19 protein-coding genes and 1 pseudogene are annotated in these 20,122 nt (G+C 35.4%); 9 read left to right on the forward strand and 11 right to left on the reverse strand.

The window, feature by feature from the left end:
• Positions 1-11: 11 nt before the first annotated feature.
• Together cotJC and brnQ2 are read left to right on the forward strand one after the other, a co-directional pair.
• The gene (gene cotJC, locus COO03_RS00955; RefSeq protein ID WP_097894605.1) at positions 12-581 is read left to right on the forward strand and encodes a spore coat protein CotJC; all 570 of its coding nucleotides are present in this window, start codon (positions 12-14) and stop codon (positions 579-581) included.
• 245 nt (positions 582-826) lie between these two features.
• Positions 827-2,146, forward strand: coding sequence for a branched-chain amino acid transport system II carrier protein BrnQ2 (gene brnQ2, locus COO03_RS00960; RefSeq protein ID WP_097894606.1), 1,320 nt, complete (start codon positions 827-829; stop codon positions 2,144-2,146).
• Positions 2,147-2,232: 86 nt separating this feature from the next.
• On the opposite strand, the pseudogene COO03_RS00965 reads toward brnQ2, so the two are convergent.
• From COO03_RS00965 to COO03_RS00985, 4 genes and pseudogenes are all read right to left on the reverse strand, one after another.
• Positions 2,233-2,382: pseudogene (locus COO03_RS00965) on the reverse strand (formylglycine-generating enzyme family protein); the annotation flags it as partial.
• Between the two features lie 392 nt (positions 2,383-2,774).
• Positions 2,775-3,779, reverse strand: coding sequence for an ABC transporter permease (locus tag COO03_RS00975; protein WP_097894609.1), 1,005 nt, complete (start codon positions 3,777-3,779; stop codon positions 2,775-2,777).
• A gap of 1 nt (position 3,780) precedes the next feature.
• Positions 3,781-4,641 carry an ABC transporter permease subunit gene (locus tag COO03_RS00980; RefSeq protein ID WP_097894610.1) on the reverse strand — a complete coding sequence of 287 codons (861 nt, stop codon included), beginning with the start codon at positions 4,639-4,641 and terminating at the stop codon, positions 3,781-3,783.
• 110 nt (positions 4,642-4,751) lie between these two features.
• Positions 4,752-5,486 (reverse strand): YwaF family protein, encoded by a 735-nt coding sequence (locus COO03_RS00985; RefSeq protein ID WP_097894611.1) that lies wholly within the window; start codon positions 5,484-5,486, stop codon positions 4,752-4,754.
• 214 nt (positions 5,487-5,700) lie between these two features.
• Between COO03_RS00985 and COO03_RS00990 the strand changes: the two genes are divergently transcribed.
• From COO03_RS00990 to COO03_RS01020, 7 genes are all read left to right on the forward strand, one after another.
• Positions 5,701-6,804: an efflux RND transporter periplasmic adaptor subunit gene (locus COO03_RS00990; RefSeq protein WP_097894612.1), complete on the forward strand. Its 1,104-nt coding sequence runs from the start codon at positions 5,701-5,703 to the stop codon at positions 6,802-6,804.
• Positions 6,801-7,475, forward strand: coding sequence for an ABC transporter ATP-binding protein (locus tag COO03_RS00995; RefSeq protein WP_097894613.1), 675 nt, complete (start codon positions 6,801-6,803; stop codon positions 7,473-7,475). Before COO03_RS00990 ends, COO03_RS00995 begins: the two co-directional genes overlap by 4 nt.
• A gap of 2 nt (positions 7,476-7,477) precedes the next feature.
• The gene (locus tag COO03_RS01000) at positions 7,478-8,659 is read left to right on the forward strand and encodes an ABC transporter permease (protein WP_097894614.1); all 1,182 of its coding nucleotides are present in this window, start codon (positions 7,478-7,480) and stop codon (positions 8,657-8,659) included.
• Positions 8,660-8,812: 153 nt separating this feature from the next.
• Positions 8,813-10,015, forward strand: coding sequence for an MFS transporter (locus tag COO03_RS01005; protein ID WP_097894615.1), 1,203 nt, complete (start codon positions 8,813-8,815; stop codon positions 10,013-10,015).
• 269 nt (positions 10,016-10,284) lie between these two features.
• On the forward strand, positions 10,285-11,940 hold the full coding sequence (locus tag COO03_RS01010; protein ID WP_097894616.1) for a Na/Pi cotransporter family protein: 1,656 nt from the start codon (positions 10,285-10,287) through the stop codon (positions 11,938-11,940).
• Positions 11,941-12,359: 419 nt separating this feature from the next.
• A complete protein-coding gene (locus tag COO03_RS01015; protein WP_097894617.1) occupies positions 12,360-13,625 on the forward strand; it encodes an LCP family protein in 1,266 nt (421 codons plus the stop codon).
• A gap of 335 nt (positions 13,626-13,960) precedes the next feature.
• The gene (locus tag COO03_RS01020) at positions 13,961-14,401 is read left to right on the forward strand and encodes a hypothetical protein (RefSeq protein WP_097894618.1); all 441 of its coding nucleotides are present in this window, start codon (positions 13,961-13,963) and stop codon (positions 14,399-14,401) included.
• Between the two features lie 165 nt (positions 14,402-14,566).
• Here the strand turns inward: COO03_RS01020 and COO03_RS01025 are convergent, their stop codons facing one another.
• The 7 genes from COO03_RS01025 to COO03_RS01055 all read right to left on the reverse strand — a co-directional run bounded on the left by COO03_RS01025 (position 14,567) and on the right by COO03_RS01055 (position 20,050).
• Complete coding sequence (locus tag COO03_RS01025; RefSeq protein WP_097894619.1) at positions 14,567-15,046, reverse strand: DsrE/DsrF/DrsH-like family protein; 480 nt, start codon at positions 15,044-15,046, stop codon at positions 14,567-14,569.
• Positions 15,047-15,136: 90 nt separating this feature from the next.
• Entirely contained in the window at positions 15,137-15,433 is a 297-nt protein-coding gene (locus COO03_RS01030) for a rhodanese-like domain-containing protein (RefSeq protein WP_097894620.1), read from the reverse strand.
• 14 nt (positions 15,434-15,447) lie between these two features.
• The gene (locus COO03_RS01035) at positions 15,448-15,816 is read right to left on the reverse strand and encodes a rhodanese-like domain-containing protein (RefSeq protein WP_097894621.1); all 369 of its coding nucleotides are present in this window, start codon (positions 15,814-15,816) and stop codon (positions 15,448-15,450) included.
• 42 nt (positions 15,817-15,858) lie between these two features.
• On the reverse strand, positions 15,859-16,092 hold the full coding sequence (locus tag COO03_RS01040; protein WP_097894622.1) for a sulfurtransferase TusA family protein: 234 nt from the start codon (positions 16,090-16,092) through the stop codon (positions 15,859-15,861).
• 89 nt (positions 16,093-16,181) lie between these two features.
• Complete coding sequence (locus COO03_RS01045; RefSeq protein ID WP_097894623.1) at positions 16,182-16,445, reverse strand: metal-sensitive transcriptional regulator; 264 nt, start codon at positions 16,443-16,445, stop codon at positions 16,182-16,184.
• Between the two features lie 181 nt (positions 16,446-16,626).
• A complete protein-coding gene (gene cdr, locus COO03_RS01050; RefSeq protein WP_097894624.1) occupies positions 16,627-18,291 on the reverse strand; it encodes a CoA-disulfide reductase in 1,665 nt (554 codons plus the stop codon).
• A gap of 343 nt (positions 18,292-18,634) precedes the next feature.
• Positions 18,635-20,050 carry a SpoVR family protein gene (locus COO03_RS01055; RefSeq protein ID WP_097894625.1) on the reverse strand — a complete coding sequence of 472 codons (1,416 nt, stop codon included), beginning with the start codon at positions 20,048-20,050 and terminating at the stop codon, positions 18,635-18,637.
• Between the last annotated feature and the right edge of the window lie 72 nt (positions 20,051-20,122).

Below are 20,122 nucleotides of genomic sequence, written 5' to 3' on the forward strand. Positions count from 1 at the left end.
GGAGAAGAACTATGTGGATATATGAAAAAAAATTGCAATATCCTGTAAAAGTAAGTATGTGCAATCCAGCACTCGCAAAATTGTTAATTGAACAATACGGCGGTGCAGATGGAGAGTTAGCTGCCGCACTTCGCTATTTAAATCAACGTTATAGCATTCCTGATAAAGTAATTGGTTTACTTACAGACATCGGTACCGAAGAATTTGCCCACCTTGAAATGATAGCGACAATGGTCTACAAACTAACAAAAGATGCGACGCCTGAGCAAATGAAAGCAGCCGGACTTGATCCTCATTATGCCGACCATGATAGCGCCCTACATTATCATAATGCAGCTGGTACACCATTTACAGTCACATATATACAAGCAAAAGGTGATCCTATTGCTGATTTATATGAAGACATTGCTGCTGAAGAAAAAGCAAGAGCGACATATCAATGGCTCATCAATTTATCAGACGATCCTGATATAAATGATAGTTTACGTTTTTTACGAGAACGTGAAATCGTTCATTCCCAACGTTTCCGCGAGGCGGTCGAAATTCTAAAAGAAGAACGTGATCGCAAAATTTATTTTTAATTCCACTACATACACATATCATATCGGTATGTGTATTTTTTATCCTCATTGCCTCCCTTTCTTTCAAGAGTAACATCCTCTCTATTCAAACTATAAATAGTATAATTATTCGATTTGACGCATTAATTTCTATTTTTTCAAAATTCCCTATTGCTTTATGGTCATCAGACCTTTAAAATAAAAACAGTTACTTGACAAATTGTTTGAATTTTCGACAAAATACTTCTTAGGAGGATTTTCTATATATGCGTAACACTTTAAAACCATCGCAAATTCTTTCCATTAGTTTATTGCTATTTGCGGTTTTTTTCGGCGCTGGTAATATGATTTTCCCGCCACTTCTCGGGCTTTCTTCAGGAGAAAATATGTGGGTTTCTATTTCAGGGTTTATTATTACAGATGTAGGTTTATCCCTATTAGCAATAGTTGCTGTTGCTCTTGCAGGTGGTAGCTTTAAGAATTTAGCGAGCCGTGTTCATCCAAAATTCGCAGCAGTACTAGCCATTATTATTTATCTTTCAATCGGTCCGCTATTTGTTATTCCACGAACGGGATCTGTTTCTTATGAAGTTGGGATCGCACCACTTTTCCACGATCATTGGTATTCTATGTTAATTTTTACTTTTATTTTCTTTACGATCGTCTACTTTTTATCATTAAATCCATCTAAATTAGTTGATCATATCGGAAAAATATTAACACCGATTTTACTTGGAATTATTGCTGTTATGGCAACGAAAGCAATCCTTTCACCTACGGGATCATTTGTAAATCCTGTCGGCGATTATAAAGAAATTCCATTTTTCAAGGGATTTTTAGAAGGATTCTTAACACTAGATGCAATTGGTGCTCTCGTTTTATCAACAATCGTCGTAAATGCAATTCGCCAAAACGGTGTACAAGAAAAGGCATCCATTGCTAAATACACAATTATTTGTGGAAGTATTGCCGCTTTTTTCTTAACAATTGTCTATTTCTTACTTGGATATATCGGTGCATCAAATGGAAGCCTAGGGCAATTTGAAAACGGCGGCCAACTATTAGCAACTGTTATGTATCAATTATTTGGGACAAGCGGTAACATCATGCTAGGCATTGCCATTGTATTCGCTTGTTTAACAACAGCAATCGGTGTTGTTAGTGCTTTCGCAAACTATTTCACAACTATATTAACAAATGTTTCTTATAAGAAACTTGTATTATCTGTTTGTATCTTTAGCTTTATCATTTCAAACTTAGGTTTAAGTTTACTAATTAAAATCACATTACCTGTGTTAATTATTCTTTATCCAATTACAATCATTTTAATTTTTGTATCATTCATCGATAAATACACGAAGCGTAAACCTTCTGTATACATCGGTGCCATGATTGCCGCATTTATTATTAGCTGTATTCATGCACTTGATAATGTGGGAATGATCCCAACTGCCATTGCATCCATCGTAAGTACCATTCCTCTTTACAAATTAGGAATCGGCTGGATTATTCCGGCAATTGTTGGCGGTATCGTAGGATACTTTATTCCTCAGACGCAAACAGCAGGTGAAGTTTCTACTAAATAAAAAAGAAGCAAGCATTTATACAGAAATGCTTGCTTCTTTTATTTTCTATCACTTAATACGGCTAGTTGAGCGCTTGTTTGTAGCAGTTACAAAGACCGGACAAGACGGAACCCAAGGTCATCTATGCAAAATGACGGATGGCTACAACGACACGAATCCCCACAGCCTCTGGCCTCCTCAGCCCAGCTACCTCCTCGAAAAATTCGGTAGGAGCCATACACTTTCATCATATAAATCCATTTTAATTTCTCGACATCTAAATCCCTGTTATGCAGAATAAAAAGTANNTACACTCGTTTGCTCTTTCTGTTTTTACTTCGCACTGGGCAGAAAAAGGCCCTGACCGCTTCTATGCATGGCCAGATGCTCTCTCCTACCCAAAAAGAGGGGGTTTTTAATTGATGTATATATAAGAACAACATTTTTTAGATTATATGATTTATAATTTTTCAACATCTAAATCCCTGCTATGCAGAATAAAAAGTAACCTACACTCGTTTACTCTTTCTGTTTTTACTTCGCATGGGGCAGAAACAGGCCCTGACCGCTTCTATGCATGGCCAGATCCTCTCTCCCACCCAAAAAGAGGGGGTTTATATATAGCTTAGATCCTAATTTCCTAGGCTCTTTACATTGTATGCTTAAATGTAAACAATTCTTCTTTCGAATGCGAAACGTGCTGTACCTCTTCGACATCCTCTTTCTTTTTATTTTCTCCTAACCTTACTTTCGCTATGGCATCTTCTATACTTCTTGCTATCATATTTCCTGAAAAAATAGTAAGGCCAAAAAAAGTAATTGGTACAAGCGGAATCCATGGATGCACTGTTAAAGAACGGAAATATACACCAATTAAACCTGACCATTCATGTGTATAGGAGTCTATTTCTTTGACCAATCCACCAAATTGTACCGTCCCGCCAAAAAATACTTCAAGCAATCCTAAATGAAGAAAAATAATAAGCGTTTGAATAAACTGCTGCATTAATACAAGTACAAACGTCATATATAAATGTGGAAACACATGTTTAACCACAATATGTCGTTTACTTCCTCCTAGTATACGGGCAGCATCAATAAATTCTTCCCTTTGTAATTTCCGAACCTCATTCGCAACGTAAAGAGAAATGGTTGGAATCGCAAGTACAACAAGCAATATGACTTGAAATGAAGCTCTCTCAAAAAAAGTTGATGTTTCTTGCCCATTTGCAAATCTATTCGCAAACTGCAGTAAAAAATAAGCGATCATTACTGTTGGAATCACTGTAAAGCTATCAAAAAAGGCTTCAATCTTTGTGAATCCCCTTTTTATATATGTCCCTAATACTACACCAAAAAATACCCCTATTATCATACGCATGACTGCGATAAAAGCAGATATACCAATAGTCCATTTTGCTCCCTCAATAACTAGGTTTAACAGATCATAACCTTTTCGATCTGTTCCAAGTAAAAATTGCGATGAGGGCGGAAATGGTGGAACTTCTGGATTTCCTTGTGCATCATATTGCAAAGATACTTCACGAATATGTCCATCATTCCATATCGTATTTCCTATACTTACAACAACTAATCCGATAAGAAATAAACTACTCAGCCAAAATCGTTTATCACGCTTTACATATTTCCACATCTTATTGCCTCTCTTTCATCGCATCTGGAACGAAATAATGAAATGATTTAAATAGGATGAAGATTGGAATATAAATAAGTAATACACTTATTGTAAAAACCTCAATCGCTTGATACCCTTTAATGAATATAAAAATGCCATGCGTATTAAAAATCCATTCTATAATATACAAATTTGATAACATAAACCAAATGTTCGTTTTTGCAAAGAATAGCGTACTAAGCAATACATTTCGTAACACATGATGATTTAAAATATGAAAACGATCCAATCCTTTTGCCTTTGCAAATAAAACATAATCTTTTTCTAATTCTGTTTCAAAACGAAGCAGTAATAACTTCACAAACATAATAGTAGTTGGGACACTTAAACAAATAATGGGCAAACCCCGAATTGAGTCTGTTCCTAGTGCAGCGATTTTTACAGGTAAAAACCCTGTCTTTTGAAAAATCCATACAACAAAAATTTGTGATCCAAGAATAAGAAGAATGTCTGGAATAGACTCAAGAAAAAGAAGAAATGATTTTATACGACGTTGTATGCGCGGACGACTTCTAATTATGATGTAAACGATGCAAAAAGCTATAAATAGCGAAATAAAAAATGAAGCTAAAAAAATAGTCATGGTTTCTTTATAATGAACAAATAGTTGCGGAAATAAAGGTTTATTACCTGCATATGTTAAGCTTGAAACATCTATCAATTTCACAAACAACATCTTTAAAGCCTGTACATACCCCGAAAAGTCAATATGTAATCCTTCAAATAGCTTTGGTAGAGCGCCTAAACAAATAATTCCTACAATTGAAAGCATAAATTGTATAATAACCTCTATACCATTTGAAATAACCTTTCTTGCCATCTTCCCCCTTCTCTCTATACAAGATTCCATTCTATTTATTTATACTCCGCTCTATTTTATAAACAATTTTCAGAATTGTAAATATTTTCTACAAAAAAAGAATTGCTAGATTATGATCCTAGCGATTCTTTATGCATACGATTTTCGTTTCCGGAAAATGGTATATATAAAAGTAAGCATCCAATAAACGCAATGATTTCTAATGAAATAATGTAGTATGGGTGAGGGCCTAACAGATCCAGTAATGAAGCCGTTTCTGGTTTATGTGCTAAAAACATATAGTTTCCCCCTGTTTTATAATTTACGAACGAAACAATCGGAACCAATATATTTAAAAACAACATCGTACGCTTAATGGATTGAAAAGTTGGTCTGTATCCTTCCACCCATGTCATAAATAATGGTGCCCAGATGAGTAATACATGTGCGATGAAAAATTCTATGAAGCGAAAATGCGGAAAAGCATACTGTAAGTTTGGTGTCAAAATCGCTTGTGATGCCCCAATAATTCCTGTAAAAAAGACAATTTCATATAACTTATAGCTTTTCGTTACAATCATAATTGTTGCTAATAGTAAACTAATCGTACATAACTCAAATGGTAATGAGGTACTTAATTGAAAAATCCCCGCTTTTATTTGCCATACATCCAGCCCAATTTCGCTACCAATAAATAAAAAAGCAATTGTATATCGAATCATCACATTCCATTGCTCTTGGCGAAGTAAATCCTGATATTGATACAGACAATAAATTCCTACACCGATAATAAGAAGTATAATAACATGTTGTTTTGAGTATGGAACAAACGGATCTAATGGAGCCGCTCGAAAATAAGCTTCCATGTTCCTCCCTCCTTTCCTTCATACAATATTATTGTAAGAAAGAAAAGGTTCGTCAACCAATTTGCTCTCTTCTTAAATCCCCTCTGCCTAATTTATCTCAATATGTATACCTTACAAAATTGTAAGATTATTGTAAGCTAAAACGATTTGTCACATTCTTTCACTCTTCTATACTTAAAACAGATACAAAAACGAGCGAAAAGGTGATAAATAAATGAAGAAGAAAAATAAAGTGTTAATTACTAGTGTAGTAGCAATTGGAATTGCGGCAGGTTCATACTTTGCTTTTGCTGGCGGCGGATCTAACGTAGCTATGGCATATAGCGGTTATAAAGTAACAGAAAAACAAATTGAAAATGCACAAAAATTCGGTGGTGAAGTTATTCCAAATGGAATTGAAACAATTCCATTTGATCCATCAAAAGGCACGTATGAACTAGCTGTAAAAAAAGGAGATGAAGTCAAAAAAGGACAACTTCTCTTTAAATACAATGATCCTACTATGAAGCTAGGTGTTACCGAAGCAGAAATGCAAAAGAATTTAGCCGATAAAGAGGTAACATTATTAAAGAAACAAATTGATACAGCAAAACAAAAATTACAAAAAAATAAAGATGCTGGTGCACCACAGGAAATGTTAAAAGCATCAGAAACCGATATCCAGCAACTTGAAGCTCAGCTTGAAATGAAAAAATTTGAGGTTGAAAAAGCAACGCAAATGATTCAAGCAAACAAAGAAAAACTAAATACACTTTCTGTAACAAGTCCAGCTGACGGCACAATTGAAGATATTGTAAAGAATGCTGATGCAAAAACAGGTATGAGTGGTATTACGCTTCGTACTGCTGGCCCTCTAAAAGTAAAAGGACAATTATCAGAATACGAACTAGCTCATGTAAAAGTTGGGCAAGAAGTGACCGTTACATCTAAAACAGTCCCAGGGAAAAATTGGTCAGGTACAGTGACAGAAATCGGCACAACTCCAGTAAAAACTATGGATGAAAATAAAACAACCTCTAACTATCAATTTACCGTTACATTAAATAATAGTGAGGGATTGCAAAATGGATTCCATGTATATGTAACAAGCAAGTCCGGTCAAGCAACTGGTACAGTGATTCCAAAAAGCAGTATTGTGAAAAAAGGAGATAAAAATGTTGTATTCATCGTGAAAGATGGGAAAGCAAAAGAACAACCAGTAACTGTTGAATTCGAAACAGATAGCGAAGCAAAAGTTTCTGGTGTGAACAAAGGAGAACAGATCATCTCTAAACCAGAAAAAGATTTAAAAGATGGCATGGAGGTTACTGTTCAATGATTGACTTAAGAGGCATCACGAAATCCTTTCAAAACGGTGAAGAAACAGTTCAAATATTGCATGGCATCGATGTAACGCTTAACCAAGGTGAATTTACTTCCATTATGGGACCATCTGGTTCTGGTAAATCCACATTAATGAATATCATCGGTTGTTTAGATAAGCCAACAGCAGGTACTTATTCATTAGCTGGACAGAACATTTCAAATATGTCTGAAACGGAACTAGCTCATATTCGTAATAAAGAAATCGGATTTGTATTCCAAAACTTCATGCTGCTCCCTCGTCTTACAGCATTACAAAATGTAGAATTACCTTTAATTTATGCTGGAGTAGATAAAAAAGAACGTCGCGAACGTGCGCTAGCAGCATTAACAAAAGTAAGTTTAGCAGACCGTGCCACGCATTTGCCAAATGAATTATCTGGCGGACAAAAACAGCGTGTTGCTGTTGCGCGTGCAATCGTGAATAATCCAAAATTCATTTTAGCTGATGAACCAACTGGTGCACTCGATACAAAAACAAGTCAACAAATTATGGACCTCTTTTACGAATTAAACAAACAAGGCTCGACAATCATTATGATTACCCATGATCGTGAAATTGGGGAAGCGGCAGCACGCCAAATTGTAATTCGTGACGGAAATATCGTCCAAGATTGGAGAGGTTAATTTTGAACTTAAGTGAAAATATACGTATGGCCATTTCCTCTATCTTCGCTCATAAAATGCGTTCCGTTTTAACGATGCTGGGGATTATTATTGGGGTTAGTGCTATTATTACCATTATCTCAATCGGAGACGGAACAAATGCAAAGTTCCGTGAACAAATAGGAAAAGAAAAGAAAGATCAGTTTTCGATAAATTACAGAACAGAAGATTATTCGGATATGGATGGAAAAATATCTGCAAGTATGTATGACAATATCTCAAAAATTTCTGGTGTTCAAGAAGTGTATCCAGACGTTAGGGGAAAAGAAAAAGTATATGCAGGAAAAAAGGAATTGGATCTTGATGTAATTGGTGCGAAAGGAGATTATTTTGAGGATACATCTAGATTTCAACTTGAACACGGCCGATTTTTAACAGCTGCCGATTTAGATAAACCAGAACATACAATTGTATTAAATAAAGGGGCATTCAATAAATTGTTCTCTTCATGGGAGCCAAACTTATATATAGATATGAAAGGTACACCTTACAAAGTAGTCGGTGTATATTCCACCAAAGCAATGATGGGTGGCGTGGAATTTAAAGAAGGTATCATCTCCGCAGAAAACTGGCCTATTCTATTTGGTAAAAACAACTATGATGGTATGACAGTAAAAATTGCTCCTGGTCAAGATAAGCAAGCTGTACAAGATGCAGTCGTAAAATCATTAAATGATGCGAAAAAACCAGAGCACACTGGAAAATTCAAAGTACCAGATCCACAAGAAGCATTAAAAGAGATTGATAACTTTACTGGTATCTTAAAAGGTGTATTCGGTGGTATTGCCGCTATTTCACTACTTGTTGGTGGTATCGGCGTTATGAATATCATGCTTGTATCAGTAACAGAGCGTACACGTGAAATCGGAGTCCGTAAAGCACTCGGTGCAACGCGCGGAAAAGTATTAACGCAATTCCTAATTGAATCTTGTATTTTAACAGCATTAGGCGGATCCATTGGATTTATGCTCGGTATTTTCTTCGCCTGGATTGTTGCTATGTTTGCTGGATGGCCACTTGTTGTCTCAGTAAAACTAGGGCTTATCTCTGTCGCACTTTCTATGCTAATCGGTATTCTATTTGGTTTACTGCCAGCTAATAAAGCTGCGAAGCTCGATCCAATCGAATGTTTACGATATGAATAAACAAAAACAGCCACCCGTTTATNNATAAACGGGTGGCTGTTTTTATTTCACCCTAAAATTGTTATACAATTCCAATTCAACTTTCTTGACTGTTACATTGACCACTACATATACTCGAAAGAACAGAGAAAAAATTATATAGGGGATGAATATATGGGAGAAGCAATACTCGTAAAACGAGAACCATTATGGACAAAAGAGTTTGTTGCGCTCATTCTAGCAAACTTATGTATGTTTTTAGGCTTTCAAATGTTAATTCCAACTTTACCTGTTTACGTGAAAGAAATTGGTGGCACGAGTTCAAATATTGGGTTTGTTGTTGGCGTGTTTACTGTTGCAGCACTTTTTATTCGACCATTAACAGGAAATGCACTACAGAAGTTTAATAAAAAAATCATTTTAATGACCGGAACTGCTGTTTGTTTACTTGCTATGGGCAGTTATCTTTTTGCTTCAACTGTCTTCCTTCTACTTGCCGTCCGTATTTTACACGGAACAGGTTTCGGTATCACAACTACGACATATGGTACAATCGTCTCTGACTTAATTCCGCCTGCCCGCCGTGGTGAAGGAATGGGATACTTCGGTCTCTCTGGAACAATGGCCATGGCACTTGGTCCTCTCATCGGATTATGGCTTATGCAAACTTATAACTTTACCGTTCTTTTTCTATGTGCCCTATCTTGCACAGTTATTTCGTTAATATTAACAAAGCTACTGAAAATCAAAGTAACGAAGCTACCACCTTCCCAAACGCCTGAAACGTTTTTAGATGGCTTCATTGAGAAAAAAGCTTTACTTCCTTCATTATTAATATTATGTATTACACTTATGTATGGTGGTATCGGCAGTTTCATCACGTTATTCGCTACACAAGTCGGAATCACTGATATTAGTCTTTTCTTCTTATTTAATGCACTTGCAATCGCTGTAACTCGTCCATTTTCCGGAAAATTATATGATGCAAAAGGTCATACATTTGTTATTATTCCCGGTGTTCTTTTAACATTTTCAGGAATTATCCTTTTATCCTATACAACAACAATACCAAGTTTAATTATCGCTGCTAGCTGTTATGGCAGTGGATTCGGGGCGATTCAACCTGCCTTGCAAGCATGGATGATTGACCGGGTATCCCCGCACAGACGCGGCGTTGCTACGGCAACATTCTTCTCTGCATTCGATCTTGGAATCGGTGCTGGAGCAATCATATTTGGATTTATTGCCCACTTTACAGATTATGCAACCGTATATCGTTATTCCTCTGTGTTATTGATTGCTTTCCTTTTTATTTACATTACAAATATACGAAAGCAAAAACAGATGGACAAAAAACATGAAAAAGCTGCTGGATGATTCAGCAGCTTTTCTTATTGTTCTTCCTTCTTTTCCTTCACTATTTTTTAAACATCATTTATTTTTTCTACTATTAAATAAAATGTTTCTTTTTCACAAAATATACTACATAACCCATTAAAACCAATTAAATCCAGGGGTTTCTTTAAATAAATGTAAACTTTTTATCGTTTTGTAAATTTAGTGTAAATTCTATAAGGAATTCGTTTACAGCTACTCAAAGTTCAGTTAATAATTACACAGTACATGAAATTTAAGGAGTGGAATGTGTGGAATTTAATGTTCAAGACATGATCTTCCAGTTTATTGGTGGATTAGGTATTTTCTTATTCGGGATTAAATATATGGGAGATGGACTGCAACAAGCAGCCGGAGATCGTCTTCGCGATATTCTCGATCGCTTCACAACCAACCCACTTATGGGTGTACTAGCTGGTATGTTAGTTACCGTACTTATTCAATCTAGTTCAGGAACAACAGCTTTAACAGTCGGACTTGTCAGTGCTGGATTTATGACACTAAGACAAGCAATTGGTGTTATTATGGGTGCAAACATTGGAACGACCGTTACAGCATTTATTATCGGAATTAAAGTTGGAGAATATGCTCTTCCAATTATGGCAGTTGGAGCAATTCTATTATTCTTCTTTAAAAATAAAAAAGTACAATCTGTAGGACAAGTTGTATTCGGATTTGGTATGTTATTCTTCGGTTTAGAATTAATGAGCACAGGTATGAAGCCATTACGTTCTCTAGAATCATTCCAAGAATTAACAGTTAGTATGAGCGATAGCCCTTTTCTAGGCGTTATTGTAGGTACAGTATTTACTTTAATTGTACAAAGTTCAAGTGCAACAATTGGGATCTTACAAGAATTATTCGGTCAAGGTGCAATCGATTTACAAGCTGCACTTCCTGTATTATTTGGTGACAATATCGGAACAACAATTACTGCTGTATTAGCAGCAATCGGTACTTCTATTGCAGCAAGACGAGCGGCATTAGTTCACGTTATCTTTAACGTCGTTGGTACGATCATCTTTACTATTCTATTAGTACCGTTTACAAATTTGATTCAATATTTGCAGGACGCATTACATTTAAATCCAGAAATGACAATTGCTTTTGCACATGGAACATTCAATGTAACAAATACAATCATTCAGTTCCCATTTATTGCAGCACTAGCGTGGATTGTAACAAAAATCATTCGCGGAGAAGATGCTGCGATTGATTTTAAACCGAAGCACTTAAATCCAATCTTTATTGAACAATCTCCTGCCATCGCCTTAACAGAAGCACAAAAAGAGATTATTCGTATGGCAGAGTTCTCACTACAAGGCTTAAAAGAAGCAAATCAATTTTTAAATACGAAAGAAAAGAAACATGCTGATATGGCAACTCAATTAGAGGGCGCTATTAACAATTTAGATAAAAGAATTACTGAGTATTTAGTATTACTTTCTGAAAAACCACTTTCACCAGCGGATTCCGAAAAACATTCTGCCTTAGCATCTGTTGTCGGAGATATTGAACGCGTTGGAGACCATGTAGAAAACGTTGTAGAGCTTGTAGACTCCCAAATTTCTAATCGCGTCAAACTATCAGATGAAGCAATGGCGGAACTAAATGAAATGCTTGAATTAACAATTTCAACATTACAAGATGCAATTGGCGCCTTAACAAACTTTGATACTAAACTGGCACAAACAGTCATTACAAAAGAACGTAAAATTGATCAAATGGAGCGCGTATTGCGTAAACGCCACGTCATTCGTCTAAATGAACGTAGCTGCTCAGGAGATGCAAGCATTATCTTTGTTGATATGGTGAGCAACTTAGAGCGTATCGGTGATCATGCTGTAAATATTGCAGATGGCGTTTTAGGTGAACAAGGAAAATTCGCATTAAAACAAACATTATAATAGAAAAGAGACGCTTTTATAAGGCGTCTTTTTTCTATTGACGTAAGCTATTTAAACGTCTTCTTATATAATTTTTCGATATCTAAATCCCTGCTATGCAGAATAAAAAGTAATCTACACTCGTTTGCTCTTTCTGTTTTTACTTCGCATGTGGTAGAAAAAGGCTTTGACCGCTTCTATTCATGGCCAAAAGGAGGGATTTTATGTCTGTTTTTTAATTGATGTATAACATATTTCAACAAATTATACTTCTCTATTATTTTTATTTTCATTTCTAGTAAAACAAATTATACTTGGTTTACGTCTCAAAAACACAATTAATAAATCTGACTTTTTATATAATAAATTGAAATTTGGCGAAATGTAAATGATTTGTAATGTTCTTTTTCGCCAAATTTCATTATAATTAGTTGATATGAGTGTCGTATTTCAATCCAAATGAAGGAGTATATGAAATGGATCAAAACCGATCTTTGCAAGAAAATACACGAAGTACAAAGAAAAAAGTAAAGAAAAAAACAAAAATTATTATAAGTGTCCTTGTATTAGTTTTACTAATAGGAGGCGGTTATACTTGGTTTTTAGTAAATAAAGCATCTTCTGCTGTTCGAAATGCCGCTCACGATTTAGAGCGCGGTGATAAATCAGATTTACGTGATAAAGCAGTAAAACCTATTTCTAATAACGTATCTGTACTAATAATGGGCGTTGATGAAAGCGATACCCGCGGTAAAGAATACGGTGCTGCGATACGGACAGATGCACTGTTACTTGCAACTTTTAATAAAGATAGTAAAACTGTAAAACTTTTAAGTATTCCACGAGACACATATACTTATATTCCAATAGAAAAGAAAAGCGATAAAATTACACATGCACATGCATATGGCTCTGCTAAAAACGGAAAAAATGGTGGACCACAGGCAAGTATTGATGCAGTTGAAAAATTAATGAATGTACCTGTAGACTACTTTGTAAAATTCAACTTCAAATCATTTATAAAAATTGTTGACGATTTAGGTGGTATTGAAGTAGATGTACCTATTGAATTTACAGAACAAGATAGCAGCGATAATGCCGAGGCTATCCATCTGGAAAAAGGCGTACAAAAGTTAAATGGTGAAGAAGCTCTTGCACTTGCTAGAACACGCCATATTGACAGTGATGCAATGCGCGGACAACGTCAACAACTTGTTATTGAAGCGATTCTGAAAAAGTTAACAAGCCTTGACTCTGTAACAAAAGTAGGTAATATTATCGACGATATTAACGGACAATTCGTTACAAACTTAACATTTGATGATATGTTATCATTCTATAAATACGGTGCAGACTCTTCAATTGAAAAATTACAAATTGAAGGTTCGGACTGTTACATGGCAAAAGGTGACGATACATGCAGTCGTTCTGCTGGTGATGGACGTACGTATTACTACATGCCAGATGAAAAAGAATTAACCAACTTAACAAATCAGCTGCGTACTCATCTTGGACTACCTGAATATAAAAAAGTTGACTCAGACAAGAAAAAAACAGGTTCGGAAAAAACAGATTCAGAAAAAACAAGTTCAGAAAAAACACAACACTCTAAATCTGATAGCCAAAACAAAAATAAATCGGATAATAAAAAACAGAACGATAGCAGTAACAAAGAAGATACAGAAACAAACTCTAGTGATAATTAATGAGAAACCCAGTTCTATGGAGGTAGAACTGGGTTTCTTATTTATATATACATCAATTAAAAAACCAACATAGAATCTCTCTTTTTAGATGGGAGAGAGCATCTGGCCATGCATAGAAGCGGTCAGGACCTTTTTCTGCCACATGCGAAGTAAAAACAGAAAGAGCAAACGAGTGTAGGTTACTTTTTATTCTGTATAGCTGGGATTTGAATAACGAAAAATTAAAATGGATTTATATATAAGGAAAATTCTAACTTTTTAAACTATCATTTTTAATATCTTTAAATTATAATAAATTATAGAAATCAATTCCAATTAACAGGAGGCACTTACATATGAAAGCCGCAGTAAAACACAACATTTCAGACTTTAAAGATTACCTAAAATCCAATGATATATATATGGAAGAAAATGTAGATGAAAATGATGGTTCTGTATTTTTCGCAGTCAACTTAGAGACAGAAAGCGGTGCACAAATCCGTCTTATTGCTGCTTTCCATAGCGATCATCCTACCGTGGACGTATATTGCTTCAATGTCGCACAATTATCTGAGTCTACATCTAAAAATGACGTTTTACATATAATCAACGAGCTAAACATGGCCTACAGATTCGCAAAATTTACACTTAATAATAGAGACGCTATCGATATTTCCACTTCTCTCGTCTTTTCCGAGCCGCATTTTAACCCTGCTCTTGTCTTTGAGCATACTAGAATGCTCTACAAATTGGCTAATGATGAATATGAAAAATTAATGAAGGTCATTTGGTCTTAACGTTTACAGGTAATAAAAACTGAACTGCCCCAAATTGTTAGACACAACCTAACAATTTGGGGCAGTTTTTTGGTTAAATATCAATTGAAAGACAAATTAGAAGTAGTGTTAGCTTATCTTGAAGGAACAGTACCTCACAAACTGAAGTAACACTGACGCTCATGTTTATATAAACAAATTCACATTTCCTTCAGAAGCATCTGCTAAATACGCTGCTACTCCTGCAAACTCCGCATCTTCCATAATTTCTTCCTCTTTTAGCCCCAATAAATCCACTGTCATTTGACAAGCTACAAGTTTAATCCCTTGTTCTTTTGCCATATCAATTAACTCTGGAAGTGACATTGCATTATGCTTTTTTATAACCTGTTTCATCATTTTAGGTCCCATGCCTGCAAAATTCATTTTTGATAAGCCCATCTTATCTGCACCACGCGGCATCATCTTTCCAAACAATTTTTCTAAAAAATTTTTCTTTACTTCTATATGTTCATCTTTCCGAAGTGCATTCAATCCCCAAAATGTATGAAAAATGGTTACTTCCTGATCATACGCTGCTGCGCCATTTGCAATAATATAAGCTGCCATCGCCTTGTCATAATCTCCACTAAACAAAACGATCGTTGTTTTTTTCTTTTGTGTCATGTTGGCTCCCTCCGCGCCAATTACCCACCAGGGTATTTGGTAAGGTAAAAAAACTATTTATTTATACAAGTAATCTCCACCATCATGAATTTATTCTGTCTTACCTTCCCACACTAACATACCACCTGTCATATTTATTACTTGAAAGCCGTGGTTTTCTAAAAATTGAACAGCTCTTGAACTTCTACCGCCAGAAAGACATACCATAATATATTCTTTGTTTTTATCTAATTCATGCATGCGAAATTCTAATAACCTAAGTGGAATATGAAGAGCTCCTAGAATTTTCCCTTCTGCTACCTCTTCTACTTCACGGACATCAATAATGTTCAATACTTCATCATTCATAAGTTTATGTTCGACTTCTTTTGCTGTAATTTCTTTCATTTGTAATTACCTCCTTAGCTCCAAGCGTTCATACCACCTGAGACATTTGTAATATGTTGAAACCCTAATTTTTTTAACATTTTTACTGCTTGTTTACTTCTCATTCCACTTTGGCATATAACAATCACTTCTTTGTTTTTATCTAAGTGATTCACTTTCTGCATCAACTCATTCAGCGGGATATTCCGAAAACCTTGAATATGATTCCCTCTAAATTCACTCGGTGTACGAACATCAATGAATTGGTTATTTTTTTTATGAAGCGCGGCTTTTAGCTCTTTTCCATTTATATTTTTAACGCCCTTAACTGGTAAGAAACGAGAAATGATAAACCAAGCAACGAGTATAATTAAAAGCATATTTAATACGACATTTGCACTCATAAACACTCTCCTTCAATCTTTCTCTATATCACTCATACTTCTTTACGCCTTTTTAATCCAGAACTTTAATACACCGTTTTCTTCTATATGCTGCAATACTTCGTGTCCACCTGTTTGTGACCAAGCTGGAATATCCTTTATCGCACCTTTATCTGTTAAGTGAACCTCTAGCACTTCTCCGGACTGTAAAGCATCCATTGCTTTTTTTGTTCTTACGATTGGCATTGGGCATGATAACCCTGTGCAATCTAAAATTGTATCAACTTTTATACTCATGTTTTATTCCTCCCGTATCCTCACCCTACATACCTATAGGGGTATAACAAAATGATTTTTAAAATCTGCCAACACATTCGTTTGACAGATTATCTACTTTTTACAAGTAATTGTACAGCCTCTTTAATTAAATCTTCATTTGATGTATCGCCTTTTTCAAATTGGTCGCGTAAACATTTTTCCAAGTTTGTTCCTACAATTAATCCAATGGCACGATCTAACGCAGAACGTGATGCAGTTAACTGTGTAATAACCTCTTTACAATCTTTTTCCTCTTCAATCATTCGAAGTACACCGCGAATTTGTCCTTCAATCCGCTTGAGCCTGTTTTTAATATCTTGATTATATTCCAATGCACTATCACCTCGTTATATAAATCGATATGTCTCATGTAAAAAATAACTTTTACAGTATTATGATTTAATTTCTTATTTGAACTGGCAACACCATCATATACCCTTTAGGGTATATTGTAAAGTCTTATTTTGTATTTTAAGTTTAACCCTACCTATGATGGTAGGGCTTTTTGAGACATTAATATACAACACGGTCTGGTAAAGCCGTTCCATACAATTTAAAACCACCATCTACATTCTTCACTTTATATCCTTTTTCCATTAATATACGTGCAGCAACATACCCCCTCATACCTAACTGGCATGTAATATATATTTCTTCATTTACTGGAATTTCATCCAATCTGTCACGTAATTCATCTAATGGAATATTAATTGATCCCTTAATCATCCCTTGTTTCAACTCATTGGGTTCACGAACATCAATTAAATATCCGCCTTTTTCAACAATATGATCAATTTCATGCCATTGTACTGTATCTACCAGCCCATCAATTATATTACTTGCAGCATACCCCACCATGTTTACTGGATCTTTTGCAGAAGAATACGGCGGTGCGTATGCTAGTTCCAAATCTGGTAAATCCATTACCTTTAGCTTAGCTTTCATTGCCGTTGCAATTACATCTATACGTTTATCCACACCATCACGCCCTACAGCTTGTGCACCATAGATTTCTCCTGTCTCTTTATTAAAAATTAATTTTAATAAAATAGGATATGCATTTGGATAATAACCAGCATGAGAATTTGCTTGTACATGTACTACCTCATAGGGTATATCTAAACGCTGTAATACCTTTTCATTCCCACCTGTTGAAGCTACTGTTAATTCAAATACTTTGGCAATTGCTGTTCCCATTGTTCCTTTATATACAGAGTCTATATCCCCATGAATAATATCAGCTAACATCCGCCCTTGACGATTTGCCGGCCACGCTAACGGAATCATTGTCTCTGCTTTTGTTACAAAATCTTTCACTTCAATTGCATCACCAATGGCATAAATAGAGGAATCCGACGTTTGTAGTTTTTCATTTACTTTAATTGTTCCGCGTACCCCAAGTTCTAGTCCTGCTTCCTTTGCTAAACTACTTTCTGGCTGAACACCAATAGATAGAATAACCATATCTGTATTCATTTTCGAACCGCTTTTTAAGCGTAAAACTGCTCCACCTTCTTCAAAAGCCTCTACCCCATCTTCTAAAATAAGCTGAACACCATGATTTGTCATATGTTCATGTACATATGATGCCATTTCATAATCAATTGGCGGCATTACTTGATTTGCCATCTCAATAAGAGTTACATCAATTCCTTTTTCTCTCAAGTTTTCAGCCATTTCAACACCAATAAATCCTCCGCCAATGATAGTAGCATGACGCGGTTTATTCTCATCAATATATCCTTTAATACGATCTGTATCCGGTACATTTCGTAATGTAAACAATGCCTTTGCTGTTTCAATTCCCGGTATAGGCGGCACAATGGGTTTTGATCCTGGTGAAAGAATTAAAATATCATACGACTCTTTGTACGTTTCATTTGTCATTACATTTTTAACAACAATAGTTTTTTCTTCTTTATTGATTTTTATCACTTCACTTAACACACGAATATCTAAATTAAAGCGCTTTGACATCTTTTCAACGGTTTGTACTAACAATTTCTGGCGCTCTTGAATCACACCGCCAATGTAATATGGCAATCCACAGTTTGCAAATGAAATATACTCCCCTCGCTCGAACATAATAATTTCATCATCTTCACTTAAACGACGAAGACGTGCTGCCACTGATGCTCCGCCTGCAACCCCACCGACTACAACAATTTTTTTACTCATCTTTCCCTAACCTCCATAATTATTTTTTTCTTTTCGTTTTCTGCATACAGATATGCATTAGTTTAAATTACATATACCTGTATAGGTATATAATAAACATAAAAAGATATAATAACAATATATAAGCCTTCAAATTTATACTCGTTCACAAAATTGAAACAAGATTAGATAGAAAATCACATGTAATGAATTAAACATATTATCCATTAAATGAAAGATAACGTTAAGGAAGGACTAATCATGAAATTGATGTTCCTGTCTTAATAAGAACATGATTAATTACATAAAAGCAACCCTTTCTAACACCGAAAAAGCCACTACATATACATAGTGGCTTTCCCTATTACACATACTTCCGATGCACCATCTTCCCATCATAGGAAAAGACTACCCCTTTACTCTCCACAACAGATTCCATATGGACCGTTCTCCCCCATAACTGATGAATATATGGCAGTACTTTCTCTAAGTATTTTAAATCAAGCTCAATTTCTTCATAACAATGCTTAATATACAGTTCTCCGTTCTTTAAATAATCTCCATCTTCAACCACTAAATATGGAAACCCACCATTTGTACGCGTGTTTACGAGCTGATCACGAACGTTTTTCCATTCTTTGTCAATTACTTTATACTCTTTCCCTTGGCGCTGGAATAAGTACATATCTTCACGCATGACAAGTTCTTTGTTTAAGTAATTTCTAAGGAACGATACATCCCATTCAATTTCGCGCACTTCAAAGATTTTCTCTCTTCCCGAATTCGGCTTTATGCCTTGCCGCTTCATTTCTTCAGTTGGATTATTGTAACGTTCTTCAATATCTTCAAAAACTTTAATACCGAGGTAGTATGGATTAATACTTGTTTTTGACGGCTGAACAACCCCTGCATTTAGTTTGGCAAATTCAATTGCTTCATCGGATGTTAAATCCATTTCTCTGAGTATGCGTTGATGCCAGTACGAAGCCCAGCCTTCGTTCATGATTTTCGTTTCAAGCTGCGGCCAAAAATACAACATCTCTTCCCGCATCATCGTTAATATATCACGTTGCCACTCTTCTAGTTCGCGGCTATATTGTTCAATAAAGAGAAGTAAATCTTTTTCTGGTTGCGGCGGAATTTTTCTTTTTTTCCGCACATTAGGTAATTCACGTTTCTTATTTCGATCCTCTAAGTTCCATAAATCATCGTATGGCGTGGAAGCCTTTCTTATTTTTTCTTCTTCTTGATCATCTGCACTCCACGACAGCTTTGGTCTCATAAGTGAAGGGTCAATGTGCTCTTGAATAGCCAACACCGCATCTAAAAACGTTTCAACTTCTGCTTTTCCGTATTTATGCTCATAATTTTTAACTCTCTCCGCAGTTGCCGCCATACTTTCCACCATATCGCGTTTCGTATTTGAAAACCGAATGTTATTTTTAAAGAAATCACAATGTGCCAATACGTGAGCAACAATAAGCTTATTTTGAATGAGTGAGTTTGTATCTAATAAAAATGCATAACACGGATCAGAGTTAATCACAAGCTCATATATTTTACTCAGTCCTAAATCATAGTGAAGTTTCATCTTATAAAATTGCTTTCCAAAACTCCAATGCGAAAAGCGCGTTGGCATCCCATATGCACCGAATGTATAAATAATATCCGCTGGACAAATTTCATAACGCATCGGGTAAAAATCTAATCCAAATCCTGTGGCGATTTCCGTAATTTCCGCAATTGCATATTGCAATGCTTGATCCTCACTACTTCTCATCTTTTTTCCCTCCTTACACCTTCCCTTATGAAAGTGTATGAAGAAAAACAAGCTTTCATGAAGACTAAACAC

It is taken from the genome of Bacillus sp. AFS098217, assembly GCF_002551815.1.
In the GTDB taxonomy this organism is placed as follows: Bacteria; Bacillota; Bacilli; order Bacillales; family Bacillaceae_G; genus Bacillus_A.